Origin of the sequence: Bacillus sp. JJ1533 (genome assembly GCF_036965045.1) — a bacterium.
Lineage (GTDB): Bacteria > Bacillota > Bacilli > Bacillales > Bacillaceae_L > Ferdinandcohnia.
In genome coordinates, this window is sequence record NZ_JBALOV010000043.1 from 1 (window position 1) to 17,552 (window position 17,552).

At 40.5% G+C, this 17,552-nt stretch carries 13 protein-coding genes and 1 riboswitch; of the genes, 7 read left to right on the plus strand and 6 right to left on the minus strand.

Going from position 1 to position 17,552, the window contains the following annotated elements:
- Positions 1-234: 234 nt before the first annotated feature.
- From V7138_RS22350 to V7138_RS22360, 3 genes are all read right to left on the minus strand, one after another.
- On the minus strand, positions 235-1,524 hold the full coding sequence (locus V7138_RS22350; RefSeq protein ID WP_335401773.1) for a M20 family metallo-hydrolase: 1,290 nt from the start codon (positions 1,522-1,524) through the stop codon (positions 235-237).
- Between the two features lie 605 nt (positions 1,525-2,129).
- Positions 2,130-2,657 (minus strand): hypothetical protein, encoded by a 528-nt coding sequence (locus tag V7138_RS22355; RefSeq protein ID WP_335401776.1) that lies wholly within the window; start codon positions 2,655-2,657, stop codon positions 2,130-2,132.
- Between the two features lie 187 nt (positions 2,658-2,844).
- Positions 2,845-3,360, minus strand: a complete 516-nt coding sequence (locus V7138_RS22360; RefSeq protein ID WP_335401778.1) for a sigma-70 family RNA polymerase sigma factor — start codon at positions 3,358-3,360, stop codon at positions 2,845-2,847.
- 463 nt (positions 3,361-3,823) lie between these two features.
- On the opposite strand from V7138_RS22360, the gene V7138_RS22365 reads away from it, so the two are divergent.
- Entirely contained in the window at positions 3,824-5,011 is a 1,188-nt protein-coding gene (locus V7138_RS22365) for an acetyl-CoA C-acetyltransferase (RefSeq protein WP_335401780.1), read from the plus strand.
- A 53-nt stretch (positions 5,012-5,064) separates the two neighbouring features.
- Here V7138_RS22365 and V7138_RS22370 read toward each other — a convergent pair whose 3' ends face one another.
- Positions 5,065-6,621: an ATP-binding protein gene (locus tag V7138_RS22370; RefSeq protein ID WP_335401783.1), complete on the minus strand. Its 1,557-nt coding sequence runs from the start codon at positions 6,619-6,621 to the stop codon at positions 5,065-5,067.
- Between the two features lie 486 nt (positions 6,622-7,107).
- Here V7138_RS22370 and folE point away from each other — a divergent pair, with 486 nt between their 5' ends.
- From folE to V7138_RS22390, 4 genes are all read left to right on the plus strand, one after another.
- Entirely contained in the window at positions 7,108-7,737 is a 630-nt protein-coding gene (folE, locus tag V7138_RS22375; RefSeq protein ID WP_335401785.1) for a GTP cyclohydrolase I FolE, read from the plus strand.
- A gap of 43 nt (positions 7,738-7,780) precedes the next feature.
- Positions 7,781-8,572, plus strand: coding sequence for an SDR family oxidoreductase (locus V7138_RS22380; protein ID WP_335401788.1), 792 nt, complete (start codon positions 7,781-7,783; stop codon positions 8,570-8,572).
- A gap of 332 nt (positions 8,573-8,904) precedes the next feature.
- Positions 8,905-12,054, plus strand: a complete 3,150-nt coding sequence (locus V7138_RS22385) for an FIMAH domain-containing protein (protein ID WP_335401790.1) — start codon at positions 8,905-8,907, stop codon at positions 12,052-12,054.
- Between the two features lie 442 nt (positions 12,055-12,496).
- Positions 12,497-14,185, plus strand: a complete 1,689-nt coding sequence (locus tag V7138_RS22390; protein ID WP_335401792.1) for a methyl-accepting chemotaxis protein — start codon at positions 12,497-12,499, stop codon at positions 14,183-14,185.
- Between the two features lie 183 nt (positions 14,186-14,368).
- On the opposite strand, the gene V7138_RS22395 is transcribed toward V7138_RS22390, so the two are convergent.
- Together V7138_RS22395 and V7138_RS22400 are read right to left on the minus strand one after the other, a co-directional pair.
- Positions 14,369-14,602, minus strand: a complete 234-nt coding sequence (locus V7138_RS22395; RefSeq protein WP_335401795.1) for a hypothetical protein — start codon at positions 14,600-14,602, stop codon at positions 14,369-14,371.
- A gap of 403 nt (positions 14,603-15,005) precedes the next feature.
- Positions 15,006-15,090, minus strand: a riboswitch (cyclic di-GMP riboswitch).
- A gap of 351 nt (positions 15,091-15,441) precedes the next feature.
- Complete coding sequence (locus tag V7138_RS22400; RefSeq protein ID WP_335401797.1) at positions 15,442-15,810, minus strand: hypothetical protein; 369 nt, start codon at positions 15,808-15,810, stop codon at positions 15,442-15,444.
- 239 nt (positions 15,811-16,049) lie between these two features.
- On the opposite strand from V7138_RS22400, the gene V7138_RS22405 reads away from it, so the two are divergent.
- On the plus strand, positions 16,050-16,892 hold the full coding sequence (locus V7138_RS22405; RefSeq protein ID WP_335401799.1) for a hypothetical protein: 843 nt from the start codon (positions 16,050-16,052) through the stop codon (positions 16,890-16,892).
- 2 nt (positions 16,893-16,894) lie between these two features.
- Positions 16,895-17,512: an NUDIX hydrolase gene (locus V7138_RS22410; RefSeq protein ID WP_335401801.1), complete on the plus strand. Its 618-nt coding sequence runs from the start codon at positions 16,895-16,897 to the stop codon at positions 17,510-17,512.
- Positions 17,513-17,552 lie beyond the last annotated feature (40 nt).

A 17,552-nucleotide genomic window follows, 5' to 3' on the forward strand; every position in this document is an offset into this window, starting at 1 on the left:
AAAAAAGTAGATATCGACGCAAATGTTGGTGGGAGGACGCAAATCCTGGTGTAAAGACGCAAATATTCAGATGTAGAAGCAAAACAAGTATATGTTCGGTGTCTGGTTGTCACAATCAAAAAGAAGTAACCGCGTATCTCCGCCCTAGGTTTTACGTGGTTACTTCCTTCCGCTAGAAGTTCAAACTTCGCGGCTGTGATTGTAATGATCGGGTGATGGGCCACACCTATAGCGTCAGTCTATTTTATCATACCCCTCCACGAAATCCTTCAACACGTGCACGGATTGTACGCAGTCGCTTAATGATGACCATTCGGCTGGGTTATGGCTGATGCCATCTTTGCTTTGGACGAAAATCATCGCCACGGGCAGCACATGTCCGACAATCATGGAGTCGTGCCCGGCACCGCTTGGTAAATACACAGGTTCAATCCCTTGGGCCAACACAGATTTTTCAAGTTTTTGCTGCATGTATTCGCTAATCGGAACAGGTGCTTCTCGCAATGTTTCCTCACAGTGGATCTCAATTCCATGTGCAGTTGAAATTGTTTTAGCCTTTTCTATTACCATGTCAACGAGCTGATCCCGTGTTTCTTTTTTAATATCACGAATATCGACGGTGAGTCGCACCTCACCTGGAATGACATTCACGCCGTTTGGCAGGACATCGACCTTTCCAACGGTTGCGACCGCTGATGAACTTACTTGCTCAGGAAGTGACTGAACTTCGTAGATGAATTGGCTCGCTGCAACTAGCGCATCTCTGCGGTCGTCCATTGGCGTGTTGCCCGCATGTCCAGCGCGACCCGTAAACGTCATTTTTAACCAGCAAGGCCCTGCGATTCCAGTTACAATTCCAATGGGCACCCCTGCACGCTCCAACCTTTTTCCTTGCTCAATATGTATTTCCACAAATCCCTCAAGTTTGGATAGATCCCTTTTTGAATTGAAAAATTCATCCACTGAAAGCCCGACGTCTTCTAAAACCTTTGGAAAAGAGTCACCATTGATATCTATTTTCGGAAGGTATTCTTCACGAGTCGCTTCACCAATCATTGACGAACTTCCACTGAAACCGCCGTTAAATCGTGCGCCTTCCTCATCAGAAAAAATAACGACCTCAAATGGGCGCTCCGGTACAAAGCCAGTTTGTTTCCAAGCCTCCACAACCTCGAGTGCTACGAGCACACCGAGGGGACCGTCGAAATGTCCACCATTTGGAACACTATCGACATGGGAACCAGACAAGAGTGCAGGTAGAGTTGAATTTTTGCCATCAAGACGGCCGAATACATTACCAGCCCCATCCTCGGTTACGGTGAGACCGGCTTCTGTCATCCATTGCTTCACTAAATCTTTCGCAGCTTTTTCTTCCTTGGAAAAACCGATTCGATGTGAGCCGTTCTCAGGAGTTAGTCCAATTTCTGAAAGAGCCGCGAGCCGTGAGGCCAAGCGCTGTCCGCTCACACCGTGTTTATCTAATGTAAAATCATAATCTGAAATCAACTTTTCGAAAAAATTCATAGTAGCAAGCTCCCTTACTAGATTTTTCTATATTCTATCACAGAGGCAGAAAAAATAACGCGAACAAATGTTCTGTTTTTGCTAGTAATCTATTATCTGAAATGTTAAAATAGGGGTACAGTTACATAATGCGGGTGGGCGGTTAGCCACTTCCTTGAGAAGGGAGGTGGTCAGATGACGTCATACGAGGCAATGTCTGTGGCACTGCAATCTAATTTAGTTTTGCTAGGGGTCATAACAATTGTAGTTATGTTGGTCGTTGCAAACAAAAAGAAGTAACCGCCCCGCCTCTACCAAGGTTTTAGGGGTGATTACTTCCATTTTGTAATCCTTTAAAGATAGGTTAGCCGCTCACTTTGCGGCATGTAATTGTGTTGATCAGGTGTTGACGCACCTGATCTTTTTTAGTATATCTTTATTATAAGCATTCTAACCGCTTATTTCAACTTCTGCGGGAGTCAATTTTGCTGAAAAAAAGTCTATTAAGAACCGACTCTCGTAACCATGATTGGTTAGCTTTAGGCTAGGGACAATTATTGAGAGTTAGGGAACAATTATTAAGAGTTAGAGAACAATTCCTTGAACTTAGGGAACAATCCCATATCCTACTCATAACTTCCTTGTACATCCAGTGCCTTTTTAAGCATCTTTTTCTTCTTTTCCTCGTATTGTTCACGAAAAGGAGCCGCCTCGTCCTTTGAATAGCCGCTTGCCTCTAGTTCTGTTTCAAGTTGCGTGTAAATTTGTTCGAAGGCCTCGTCCGTTTCTTTTTCAAGCGTCTTAAACTCGTTATAATAGTTGCTCATGACCTGTAGAACAGCAACCCCATCAGTTTCTTCAATGAAATCAGCCTTTGCTCGTGACAGCAGGTCCTTTGCGTTCTTTTTTGTTTCCTTCTCTAAATTCTCAAATTCAATCGTATATTTGTCTTTTATCACCGTTAACGGATCCGTTGTTGCTGCTGTTTCGACAGCAGGCTCTGGTTCATCGGCAGGTACCTTTTTCATGTCCAGAAAGAGCTCACGCTGTGGCAATTCCTCCACCTGAATCTGGATAGGTGTTTTTTCTTGATGAACATACCAAAACACCCCAATCTCCACAAGAATTGCGAGAATCAGCAATCTCATAATCATGTTCTCACCTCACCATCCATTGTTGCCCAATGCCGAGATCCTAATCATGCATTATTCTCGAAAAATAATTAGGGAAAGATTGGGTTAGTGTTGAATATTCGGAGGAGGCAGCTAAAAGTAATCCGATGAAGGGGATACTTTCCAGAATCCCAACCTGTTTTCCCGTTCATCACCCCTCCCAAACAAACTATCTTTCTACTATCATTACTCCACGCAATTTCTTAACCGCCTGCCGTCCCCAGGACTTTACCGATTCCACGGTTACACCATGCTCAGCGGCGATTTCCTTATAGCTCTTATCCTCCATAATTCGCCCCTGAATCCACTTCACTTGGTTGTCTGTCAATCCTTTGCCATATTCTTCAATCAAGTCCACCGAATATACCTCTGAGCAATCCGCCAGCTTCATAAAAAGCTGCTCCCCTGAAGGCTGGCAATACTCCTGGTAGCGAGCCTCCCTTTTTAAATGATCGAGGAGCTTTCCGCGAATGGTTGAAAAGGCAAAGGTCGAAAACTCAACACCTTTTTTTGGATTAAAGCGGGTCGACGCCTCCCAAAGCCCGATTAAGCCAATCTGGTAAAACGTCTCCTTGTCCCCGTACAATCTCAACCGTTTTATCACCTGAAAAATTAATGGTTTGTACTGTTCTGCAAGTTCCTCAAATTCCACGCAAATGGTCCTTTTAAAGAACGCGTTCCTCATGTATTCCGCCGGTACATCCAATTTACCCGGTACCAGGGAAGGGGGTCCAAATCGCAAACTTCACATACGAGGGGGCTGCGAGAGGGCCGTATGTAACGTATGCTATAGAGAAACTTTAAGTTTGCCTGACCGCATTTGAAAAAAACTTCAAATAAATTGTAAAAAAAGTAAAAAGTGTGACAAAGTTAACAGAAATCTGCCAAGGAAATAATTATGATATAGGTAGAAAGGCCCACCAAGACCTACATCGAATTAACCAACGACGACATGCACCTTAGGGTTGTACATATTCCCTCCACAAACGGCAATCGCTGTTTCCTGCACCCGAGTTTCGACATAAACAACTGAATAATGCCAAAGCTTAGGTGTGCAGAAATGTACGCCTCTTCACAATTTATTAGTCAGAATATTCATTACATATTGCTGGTAACATGGTAAACTAGTTAAAAAAGGAGGTCTTGCCATGGAACCAATTTTCATTATTGATGGAGCTCGCACAGCATTCACTAGTTTTGGAGGATCATTTTCAGGAATAGGTGCAACCAAGTTAGGACACGCCACCGCAGTTGAAGCGATGAAGCGCTCCAAGGTTGATCCTGCTCAAATTGATCACGTGATTTACGGTAACGTTATTCATACCGAAAAAAATGCTTCTTACCTGGCACGGCATATCGCATTACATAGTGACGTTCCACAGGAGGTTCCTGCATTTATGGTTAACCGACTATGCGGGTCTGGGCTGCAATCTGTCGTTTCCGCTGCACAACATATTTTAGTTGGAGATGCTAACATCGTACTGGCAGGAGGAACGGAGAACATGTCCCAATCCCCGTATGCGAATTTTACCCAGCGGTATGGGGGTTCAAAAATGGGAAATCTTCAGTTTGAAGACATGTTGCTGACAACCCTCACCGACCAATACACGGGAACGGGCATGGGCATGACCGCTGAAAAACTAGCTAGAAAGTATACAATCACCAGGGAGGAGCAAGATCAATTCGCAATTGAATCCAATCAGAGAGCAGCAAAAGCATCTGAGAATGGAACCTTTGCCGAAGAAATCGTAGCTGTCGAGGTAAAAACGAGAAAAGGAAGTATTTTAGTAGAAAAAGATGAACATATCAAGCCGAACGCAAATTTGGAGTCGATAAGTAAATTACGGCCGTCCTTCATTGCTGACGGAACCGTTACCGCTGCAAACGCATCTGGAATCAATGACGGCGCAGCATCCGTTATCGTTGCAGGTGAAAAAGCAGTCCGTGAAAATGGACTCAAGCCACTTGCGAAGGTGATTTCGTGGGGAGTAGCCGGAGTCGATCCGACCATCATGGGAATCGGTCCCGTTCCTGCTATTCAAAAAGCGCTTGAACGCGCAAAATTAAGCTTAGCCGATATGGATTTGGTCGAAGTAAACGAAGCCTTCGCGGCGCAATATCTCTCTGTCGAAAAAGAACTTGGGTTGGACCGTGAGAAAACAAACGTCAATGGCGGAGCTGTCGCGTTAGGCCACCCAGTCGGTGCGAGTGGCGCAAGAATCCTGTTGTCAGCGGCATACGAGCTGAGACGCAGGGATAAAAGATACGCGGTGGTGAGCCTCTGTATCGGAGGCGGCCAAGGAATCGCCATGGTCATCGAAAATAATCGTTCGTAAGATTGCATGGGCCTTCAGAAAAAGTCTGAAGGCCTTTTGCGATTGAAGGGCAACTACTCCACTTCATCCCCAACAAACAGGTAATCTTTCAATGCCAGCTGCAGAGTGCCTTTGGATTCCGCGATATCAGCAAAGCTAATACCTAATGCAATCATTTTTTTCACGATTTCGGCACGGATTCCGGTGAGGACGGTTCGGCAGCCCATCATTTTAACACCCTCAATCAGCTTCATGAAGCGGTAGATTACTTCGTCTTCCATGTAGGCGACACCGGACAGATCCATAATTAGTGTACGGAAATGTTCATTTTCAATGGTTGATAAAATTTTATCCTCGAGTGTCACTACCCGACGATGGTCAATGCCACCAATCAGCGGGATAATATATGTGTCCTTGTTAATCGGAATGATCGGAACAGACAGATTTTCAACAAGCTGCCGTTGCGATTCCAGTAGTTCGTCTTTGTATTTTGAATAACTGATAAAGAAGTGTGTTAAAAAATGGTCGAGCAGGATATTGATCTTTTTTTCAAGACTAAAAAAGGCATCACGACCCGTTTCATTGTCCAACAACAGATCATAATTATAGAGGAAGTCCCAGAGCGTACGACGAATCGCTTGAATCCATTCAAGCTTGAAGGCAAGTGTTAGCGAATTTTTAGCCCAAGCCGCGCCCTCACGCTTGGCGAACGTAATTACTTCGTGCTCACGTTCTTCGACGACATAGAGTACAAGTCTGTGAGCATTTTCGAGGAGATTAATGTTTCCAACTGTGTGAATTTCGTGGATTTTATCCTTTACATTAATGGCTTCCTCCAGCAACTTCTCTTCAAAATAGACTTTATTTTCTTGGAAAAACTCTTTAATAGAATCTTTATAGATGAGATTCAACTTTCGAACACCTCGATTAATCGGTTTATGTTGTTTTGGTAGTCTGATTGTAAATGTAGTTCCGGCTTTCAATTCACTGTCTACGGAAATGTCCCCGCCATGCTGATAGACAACAGAGAAAACCTGTGCAAGCCCCATTCCAGTACCCGCGTCCTTTGTTGTAAAAAAGGGTGTCCCGAGTAGGTTCATTTTTTCCTTTGGAATACCGACGCCCGAATCCGTAATGGTGACAATCACATCCTTGTCGGTGGCAAGGTGCGAAATCTTGATCGTACCGCTCTCCTCAATCGACTCGATGGCATTTTTAATTAAGTTAAAAAAGGCTTTTTTGAACTGATTTTTCTTTCCAACAATGGCAGCATCCGTATTCTGGAAGTCCGTCTCAAGCTCAATTTCATACAATTTATCTAAAAATAGATTTAAAATGGATTCTAATTCGGCCGCAAGATGAATCACTTGCGCATCTTCGTCCTCTAAATCAGGCTTGGACACCTGGAGCAAATCGTTCAGGGTAACAAGTGCGTTGTTGAGCTCGCTTTGTGCAATGTCAAGATATTCATGCTCTTCCTCCTGCTGCAGAAGCTGCAAAAATCCCTTTACGGCTGTAAGTGGATTGCGCACCTCATGTGCAATTCCTGCTGCAATCTGCCCAACGGAGGCAAGTTGACTTAAATGTGTGTCTCTCCTTTGCCGTTCATTTTTCATTTCATTTGAAACCATAAAAAAAGCCTCCTACAACTTAAAGAATTTCTAATTTTTCGAAATATGTCATCAAAATCTTACTGGAAAAACTTTTATATCTCAACGAAAACATTCGGAAAACGAAGGAATTATAGAAAAATACTACAAAGGTAGTAGAGGGGAAGAGTTTCCGTTGGTCTTCAGAGACAAAACCAAACAGCGAATCATTTGAAATGTCTCTGAGACATGCTCTCGTGGACAAAACTGGGCTTCGTTTCGACCAAAATGTCTCAGAGATAACCTTTCAAAGACAAATCGGGTTGGGAACAACGGGGAAGTCCTTGATAAAAGTTCCTATGGTGACACCCAGCCGCACCTCAAACAAAAAAGAATGCTCAAAACAAAAGTTACTCTATTTCCAAACAACCCTACCCCCGAAGCAAATAGGTATTTTGTAGGAAGGAAATCCCTTACAAAAGGAGAAGTAGTAGTAAAGTTCACTATGACGAAAAGAGGTTCGACATTATGTCTTTAATAGATACAGATACAAACATAATTGAAAAATTCCCACGTATATTTGAAGAAAAACCTGAAAAAATCAAACAAGCCCTACACGTTGCAGAATCGCTAAAACAGCTAATCGAACTATGCGGGGATGATCCGAACCGCGATGGGCTTATCGAAACACCACAGCGAGTCGTCAAAGCCTTCCTCGAATACACCGAAGGCTACCAAGAAGATCCTAAGAACCATTTGAAAAAGGTGTTCGATGTCGCACACCGTGAACTCGTTTTAGTGAAAAATATCGAGTTCCACTCCATGTGTGAGCATCATTTCGCCCCGTTCTTTGGTGTCGCCCATGTCGGATACATACCGAATGAGAAGGTAACCGGACTATCCAAGATTGGCAGAATGGTAGATGGCTATGCGAAACGATTTCAGGTCCAGGAAACACTAACAAACCAAATTGCAGATGCGATTGAAGAAATCCTTGAACCGCAGGGCACGATGGTCGTCATCGAAGCAAAGCACATGTGTATGTGTGGTCGCGGTATCAAAAAGACAAACTCCGAAACGACCACAACAGCTGTAAGAGGCACATTCGAAGAACGCGCAGACTCAAGGCTCGAGTTTTTAACACTATTAAACAGGTAGGGTAGATCCAACCAACTTCGAAAACGAAAGGCAGGTGAATGAGGTGAGACATGCAGTCATTACAGCGGGAACGAAAGGCTTAGGCAGAAAAGTAACCGAGGAATTTTTAAAGATGGGTTGCTCAGTGACAGTGAACTACAGGAGTGACGAGGCCCGGGTCCTCGAACTAAAAAAAGAATGGAAACCCTATTTAGAATGCATTCAATTCGTTCAAGGTGACATCACCAAAAAAGATGATGTAACTAACATTTTCAACCAAGCAATAAGCCGCTTTGGGCGAATTGATTACCTCATCAACAACGCCGGTCCTTATGTTTTTGAACGAAAAAAATTAGTAGATTACGAGGATCACGAGTGGAATGAGATGATCGACGGCAATCTTACGTCAGTGTTTCATTTTCTCAAGTTGACCATTCCTGTTATGCGCGAGCAAAAATTCGGCAGAATCATCACCTATGGTTTTCAGGATGCTGAAAGCGCACCTGGCTGGATGTATCGCGCGGCCTTTAGTGCAGCAAAGGTGGGGCTGGTTTCACTCACCAAATCAATTGCCCTCGAAGAAGCTGAACATGGAATCACCGCAAACATGGTGTGCCCTGGGGACATCACCGGAGAGATGAAGGAGGCCACTATCAGCACAGCACGCACACAAAAAGACCCTGTTACACCAATCGGCCGACCTGGAACAGGAGAGGATATTGCGAGAATCATTGCTTTTCTCTGTGAAGAGAACTCCGATTTTATTACCGGCAGTGTAATTTCGGCATCAGGCGGAGTGAATGTTGTGAACAAGATGACATCAAGGGAACAGGTTAATAAGCAAGGAAGGAAGTGACTCTAGATCAAAAGGGTCACTTTTTTATTTCACCATCATCGAAAGAATACGGGTGCTATCAAACAAACTTTTGATTGAAGTCTGAAACCTATATGTACCAGGAGGCGGACGCTAGAACCTACTTTTGTCCTATGAAGTTAGTCTCATTTTTAATGGAACTTGTTAAAGACATGTTAAAGACAACTTCTCGACTTTATTATGGACTTGTTACCGTAAAGAAGTAAAGATTCTAAATTTTCATCGTGTTATCTGCTAACTAACCTTTTTAAGGAGGTATGTAAAATTCTTGTAAGAAATGTATGCGCTAACAAAGTAATGAAAGGAGATTTATTATGGAGAAAAAAAGGTATCGAAAGCTGTTCTTGAGTTTCTTAACTGTCGTGTTAATCACTAGCTTCTTTCCATTCAATGCAAGTGCCGAAACGAATACAGATGAGACTGTGGTTGCAAAATTGAATGGTCGCGGTTTTAAAGAAGTGCAGAATCTGGGTACTCCTGCCACAGGTGCTGTCGTGACTGATGCGGTATTTGGGAAAGAGAACGGAAAAGATGTTGTTTATACAACGGCAAACGGTGGGTTATTTAATGTTATTGATGTTAAAAACAATACGGTTCTTTTTAATGCTCAGTTAGGAAAGGTAAACCAGGTTTGGACGCATATTATTGCTCCAGATGGAACGGTATATATTGCGGGGCTAGCAGAAAAGAATGCCGGAGAACTTTGGAGCTATTCACCAGAAACAAAATCCGTTAAGAATCTCGGGATACCAGATTCTAGTCATCAATTTTGGAGCAGCACAACAGACGATGATGGGAATGTCTATATCGGAACATACAAGGAGAAAGAAGGAAAAATCTTTAAATATGATGTTTCTAAACAAGTATTTATTGATCTTGGAAAAGTAGATGTGGAGGGCGACGCTAGTTATGTGAGGTCCTTGACTTACCATAACGGTTACCTATATGCAGGCTTGGGGGTTACGGGAAATGTATACCGAATCAATACTGAGACCCTTGAAAAGGAGAAAATCACTAAAAATGCTCCTGACATTCTAGGGACAACAGTTGAAGCAATGGGATTTGCCTATGATATGGAGGTCGCTGGAAAGTACCTCGTTGTCAGATTTAGCGAAGTAAGTGCTATTTTGTTTTATGATCTTGAAACACAAGAATGGGATGAGGATACTATATTAGGTAAAATTGGCGATGGTTCAGAAGATGACTATGGAGCTTTTGGGTACTCTCAATTGGCCGTAAATGAGAACAAAACATATGTGATTCACAATCGCCATATTTTAGAAATCGATCTAACCACATTAGAAACAAGGGAAACAGGTATACGTTACCCTGCAGGATGGCGCGGACTTGCTTTTGTTGACTTTGGGGAGGATTCGACAGATTTACGTCTTGTTACAGTTAAGAGATCCGGGGAGATTATGACAGTTGATTTGGATGAGAAGAAAATCATTGATTTACCTTTAGCGATGAATGGTAATTTACCGTTAGATTTACATAGTCTTGGGCTTGGTCCTGATGGAAACTTGTACATGACTACTTACCCTGGCGGTCCTAAAGGGGCAAGATATAACACCAAAACAGGTGAAATTATCACGTATTCTCAAGGGCAAGCAGAAGGAATGGTTGCTGGAAATGGTTCTGACATGTATTTTGGAATCTACTCCGGAGCATCTATTCAAAAGATGAATACAGATACGTTAGAAGTGAAGACACTCTTCAATTTATATGATGAGTATGAACAAGACCGTCCATACATTATGAAATTCGAGAATGATAAATTATTAATTGGTACGATTCCTTACTATCAAAAATTAGGTGGAACTCTGACAATCTATGATCCTGCTACAGGAGAAAGAGAGACACACAGAAATATCGTCCAAGATCAAAGTATCGTTGGACTTGCTTATAAAGATGGCAAAATTTATGGTTCTACTACCATCCGTGGCGGGTTGGATATTGAACCAACTGCCAAGAAGGCAAAAATGTTTGTTTGGGATATCGAAAGTAAAAAGAAACTTACAGAATTTGAATTAGACTTACCAGAATTGGATAATCCACCAATGATAAGCGGATTAACCTTTGATGAAGATGGTTTGTTATGGGGAGCGGTTGATGGTATCTTATTTGCGATGAACCCTGATACGTACGAAATTGTAAATTCGAAGAATCTATATCCGAATATCAAAAATAGAGGAATGTGGAGACCTGTTCATATCCTGTTTGGTGAAGATGGTTTATTGTATACAGATATTGGTGGAAAACTAGCGGTTGTAGATCCAAACTCAGAAGATCTCAATCATGTTAGCTTAATTGAGAACGGTCCTGAAGTCACGTTCATGGAACTAGCCTATGATGCCGAAGGAAATCAAAATATCTATTTCCTCGACGGTGACAAGCATTATTTAAAAATGATTCCTGTCATTGATGGAGGGAAACTACCTGTTGAACCCGTATATGAATCAGTTCCAGTATCGTTTGAAAATCCAGGTTTTGAAGAAACAGTAGGAGAAGATAATCGTATTCCGGGCTGGTCATCTTTATTTGGCCTTTCAGGTAATGTATCTTATGGGATAACGAATGAAAAGGCCAAATCAGGAAACTCTGCCTTGAAGATTACGGATGCGGCTCAAAATGAAACGGTGTTTGTCCAATCAGATCCAATTTCAGTTAAACCGGGAGTTGAGTATACAGCCACAGTAGAAATGTATTTGGAAGATGGTAGTGCGAGCTTCTTCCTACGTTATTTCGATGAATCTGGTAAACAAGTCGGGAAAGACCAGGATGGTGTGAACATCATTCATGTAAGGGGCGGACATAAACAATGGCAAACGGTACGAGCAACAGTTCAAGCGCCAGACAATGCCGCGTTTGCAAGATTATTTGCAGGGGCCTCTAATTTCTTTACAACATCAGGTGCCTATTATGATGATTTCCAACTTACGTATAAGAAAGAAGTTTTACTTGATGAAGTCGCCCTCTCTGCAGAAGATACAATGGTGCTTCAAGGCGAGGATATGGAGATGAATCTTTCAGTCCGCCACATAAATGGAGAATTAGTTGATCTTACTGATTTTGAGGTGGAGTGGGTAAGTAGTTCACCTCAGGTTGCCACAGTAGAAAATGGAAAAGTTATCGGGGGGAATGCAGGAACTACTGACATTCAAGCGATCGTTACCTACGAAGATGAAGAATATAGATCCAATCAATTTACGGTGACAGTTACAGTTACCACAACGACATTAGCCAAGCAAATTTCGGAGCTTTTGGAATCTAAACAAATCGACCATTCACTATCCATGCAACTAACAAACCGATTAGAACAAGCACAGCATCATTATGACAATGGCGATGTACAAAAAGCCAAAAAACATCTAGAAGACTTCAAGAAACACATAAACAACAGCAACGCTAGTCAGGAAATGAAAGCAATGCTCACCAGTAACGTAAACGCAATATGGGAATAAAATAAGGATATGCTAATACCTCCATTTTTGATAGTTATCAAATGGAGGTATTTTTATATTTTCATATAGTAAAAATTAGTTTTAAAAACATCTGTACTAATCGTGAATTATAAATTCAATCAAACGTTTGTGTGGCAGATTAGCCAAGTGGTGACGGTAGGTTTGCATTTCAAACAAACATTTGATTGACAAGGTTTCATACTCCAAAATAATGGCTGTTACAGTCCCCTTTTTCACAAAGACGTTATTTCATCTTCATCATCACAGGAGCACGACCTTAAGACCTCCTTTCTGTTTTTGAATTATTTTATTTTAAATAAATTCATAGAATATTAACCGTCCTCCGACTTGACCTATGGTAAAATTGTACTAGTCGAGTAATGTAAAACTTTGTAGAAAAACAACCGATAATAGGTATATACATCAGGGGAAGAGGGTCATTATGAAGATAAAAACAAAACTGAGTTTACTAGTTTCTTTATTGATAGTAGCTCTCCTTGTTACAGGAGGCTTATCCTTATTTCAACAAAATGGAACCGAGAAGGTATATAAGAATATAGAGGCGCATCAAGCCTTGCAATTTAATTTGAAGTCTATCGAATACCGTTTTACAGGGATTTCGAATGATGAACGAGCTTTTCTCCTGACTGGGGATGAGGAGTTCGTAGATGGAATTGCAAATAAAGAAAATGATATTGAACAATATTTTTCAGACATTCAAAAGGTAGCTCTAGATTCTGAAGATGCAAAAGCACTGGAAGAAATTAAGAACAACCTACAAACTTATTTTGACACAAATAAAAAAATGGTAGATGCATACAGAGATGGAGATCAGGAATTAGCCCTGGAGATTCATATGAACGAACAAAGATCCATCAGAAAAGAGTTAGTGGATCCTTCAGTTGAAACGTTTATTGCTGAAGTAACCAAAACGATTGACAATGATACAAAATCATTGGAAAAGATGCAAAAAATAGGTTCGATTATTCTTTATGCGGTTACCCTTGTATCAATCATTGGAGGGGCTTTAGCTTCAATCGTGCTTATAAAGTCAATTAATAAACCAATTATGACCATGAATAGACGCTTGAAGGAAATTGCTGAAGGCGAGGCTGACCTAACCCAAGCCATTTCTATTAAAACAAAAGACGAACTTGGGGAAATGGCGTCATCCTTTAATCTCATGGTGAGCAAGTTAAGAGATTTAGTCAGACAGGTAGCGACGAGTGCTGAACAGGTGGCTGCAGCTTCGGAACAATTATCAGCAAGCTCTGAAGAAACGACAAGAGCAACCGAAGTCATTGCTTCGACCGTTCAGGAGGTAGCAGTTGGTACAGACAAACAGGTTCAAAGCCTGGATGAAACCAATCAAACGATCATTGATTTATCTTCGTTAGTCAGACAAATCGCAGAAAGCTCAGAAATCGTTTCAAATACATCGGTAAAAGCTTCAGATAAAGCTATGGATGGAAACAAATCCGTTTCGGAAATTATTAATCGCATGAACGAAATCAGTCAAACGGTGAATCATCTTTCTGAAAAAGTAAAAACGTTAGGAGAAAGCTCGAATCAAATTAACCAAATCATTGGCGTCATCACAGGGATTGCCGATCAGACAAATCTATTAGCATTAAATGCTGCAATTGAAGCAGCGAGAGCGGGCGAACACGGAAAAGGATTTTCCGTCGTTGCAGATGAAGTGAGAAAACTAGCAGAACAATCATCAGCTTCTGCAAAACAGATATCCTCTCTCATTTCTGGGATTCAAGAGGATACAGAGGAAACCGTGCAATCAATGGACGACACAACATTAAAAGTTACTAATGGAATTAATTTTATCCAGGACGTTGGAAACTCATTTAACCAAATTGGCCAAGCGGTACAAGAGGTCACATCACAAATTCAAGAAGTGACATCAGCCGTTCATGAATTATCGGCCGGAGCGGAACAGATGGTTAGAAGTATGGAAGTGGTAGCGGATATCACGCATGATACCTCTAGTAATACACAAAACATGTCAGCATCGACAGAAGAACAACTCGCTGCCATGGAAGAGATCACTGCATCCTCAACCTCATTAACCAAAATGGCGGAAGAATTACAAGAGTTGATTAAGAGGTTTAAGGTATAAGTTGAAAAACCTGCATCGAGTTTGGTGCAGGTTTTGCTATGCACACCCCTTGTGTTGCGGTGACTACACATCAACTTGTAAAGGATTTATAAAACGATAATGTATTACAATATCCCCTCCCTCTTTTACATCAATCCTTTCAATTTTGGTTTTAATTCACGTTCAAAAGCTCAACTAAAACCTTTAATCAACCCCCACCATAGAACCTCTAACCTTTTCATATGCTTTTTCAATATTCACCAATAAATCCTTCCGAAATATATCACTGCATATAAAAACATTTGTAATTTCACTTTTTACCGATGAATAGGCAAATTCTAAACTTTTACTAATAGACGAATGTTGCAACTTTTTAGTAGACATTTGGTTCACTATTTCTTTTTCAAAATATTCAACAGTTCCAAATAGCACGGTCAAGATAAACCTCTCCTTATTATATGAAAATCATAGCTAGAACAGCCAGAACAGACCTTGGATATGTATTTCAGATTACTCTTAAACAAATTGTCTTGTTTTCTTCTCTTTATTTAATAATATTTCGAGCGACTTTTTTCTATTGTATCTATCCCTACGACATTCTGAACAATTCATGAAGCGATTTCCTTTATCATAAAAGTCATTAACGGATTTTAGTTCTTTACACTTAAAACATACTTGTTCTTTACTGATAGTCTTCATCTTATTTCAACCTTCTTTCGTATTAATCAAGGTTCTTTTTAATAGCCATTAATAGAAGCTCCTTTATTTCCAATATAAAAAAAAATCCACCAAAAAGATGGTGGATAAATTTAGATATACCGATATATTTATTCACTAACCTTTTGGCAACTCGGCTATCATAGTATCAAAACCTTAGACCCGTAGCTTTGCGTCCTTACCTTTCGATAAGTTTGCCTTTTTCAATTTTTGTCAATAGTTTAAATAAACTAATTTAATAATAAAGCGAAAGTAGTAGTTTTTCAACAAATTTCAACAAAATACTGCAAAACCACCCCTAAAATGGGTAATTATACCTATATAACAAATCGGGTCCTTTGGTGAACCTGCTGATTCAGCTAATGATTTGCACAGATGTTCCATGAACTATCTCGGAGCACTATATAGGCGTGCAGCCAGCCGCCCGGAAGAAACTCGAATGAAGAGTTACTTTATACGTTTTTCGAAGATAAAAGTTAAATAAAAAAACCCACACATCTGTGAGGGCTATAATATTAATAAAGTCCTAGCTCAGTAGAGATAGATTGCTTATCCAAACATTATTGCTTTGTAATTGCTCCCATACCTTCTAGCACAATTTTAGCATCCTTATTAAAGTAAGGAATGATATCCTCACGAAGCAATAGCTGAGAGTGTTCTTTAATTAGTAATTTTAATCCTCTCAAATCAAACCTTGTTGCATAAGTATTAATTGTATTTATTATAGCTAATTCATTTCTTTGTAACGGCTTGTAATTTGAATGATGCATTTCAGTTAGGACTTTCAATAAATCCCGAGCATTTCTATTTAGGAAATTCCTTTTAGTATTTAGTAAGTCGATATTTTCTTCAATGTATTTTCTTGCCGTGACTAGATCAAGTTCATCCACGCTGTTGTTTATTTCTTTAATTATTTGTTCGATATCCATATATATTAGCCCCTTTAAAATATGTCGAATCTTGTCTGCCAATATTGATATCGGTTAGAATCCAAAAGAGTTAAGAATGCTCAAATAACAAAAAAGCCCCGTCTTCGATGAGAAGGGGCTTACTCGGAGAAATCTTTGCTTTGATATTAATTTATCTTACTTCAAAGAACTATATCGATAGTCCAATACAGGTTTGGTATAATTCAGGATAAATATCGAATGAAAAAAGGTGATGTCAGATGAGTATTTCAATGATTGAATCACGATCAATAGGGAAACAAGGAGACCCACTCTTATGTGAAGATCTGTATGTCTATACAGATAACTTTGTAGCGGTAGTAGATGGTGCGACAAATATATCGGGCAGAAGGATTAATGGTAAGGCACCAGGAAGACTTGCAGCAGAAATCATTAAAACGACAATAGAAAACTTACCAAGAGATGTTTTTTTACACGACATGGTTGCCGCGATTAACGATAACCTTCAGAGTGCATATGCTGAAATGGGAATACTAGAGGACATAGAAAAATTTGCTTGGATGGCACCTACAGCGAGTCTGATTGTGTATAGTGACTTCCATAAAGAGGTTTGGCAGATAGGGGATTGTCAATGTATTATTGATGGCCAACTGTATCAAAATGAAAAGATTATCGACGACATTACAGCAAACGCAAGATCTCTTTACTTGGAGGCGGAAATTAAAAAAGGAAAAACAATCGATGAATTATTACATGATGATCCGAGTCGGAGGGTTATCCAGGAATTAATTAGGCAGCAATACTATATGCAAAATGAACCTAATAACCAGTATGGGTTTGAAATCATTAATGGTTTCCCTGTTGATTTTTCTAGAGTGAAAATGATTGAGGTACCGGCTAATGCGAAATACATCGTACTGGCATCTGACGGCTATCCTTTTTTAAAAAATAGTCTTATTGAATCTGAAGAAATGCTGCAAAAAGTGTTAGAAGAAGATCCTCTATGTTTTCGAATGTATAAGTCGGCAAAGGGATTAACGAAAGGAAATCTTTCCTTCGATGACCGCACGTATTTAAAATTCACGGTGAAAGAGAGGGAATAAAAATGAGTCTAAAGTGGTTGGAATGGGCACAGCAAATTCAAGCAATTTCCCAATCAGGATTAGCTTATTCGAAGGATGTATACGATATTGAACGATTTAAGGAACTGCGTGAGTTAAGTGCGGAAATTGTCGCGGAGTTTTCAAATAAAAACCTTGAAGAAGTCAAAAAAGTATTTATTAATGAAGAAGGCTATCAAACTCCAAAGGTTGATATAAGGGCTGTTGTTTTTAAAGAAGACAAAATTCTAATGGTAAAAGAAAAAAGCGACAATTGCTGGACGTTGCCAGGCGGATGGGCAGACATCGGACTATCTCCCTCTCAAAATGCAGTAAAGGAAGTAGAAGAAGAATCTGGGTACATCGTAAAACCCAAAAGGGTGCTTGCTGTTCTCGATCGAAATATGCATCCCCACCCACCCAATATACACCATATCTATAAACTATTTATTGAATGTGAACTAATAGGTGGAACACCTAAACCGAGTGTTGAAACATCGGATGTAGGATTCTTTTCAAAAGATTCCCTTCCACCGCTTTCAATTGGACGCATTACAGAGGCTCAATTACAGAAGTTATTTGAGTGTAACGGGAAAGAGAATGTCGAGGTTTTGTTTGACTGATGGGACGGAGGGACAGACAGGTCCCTCGTCCTACCTGGGG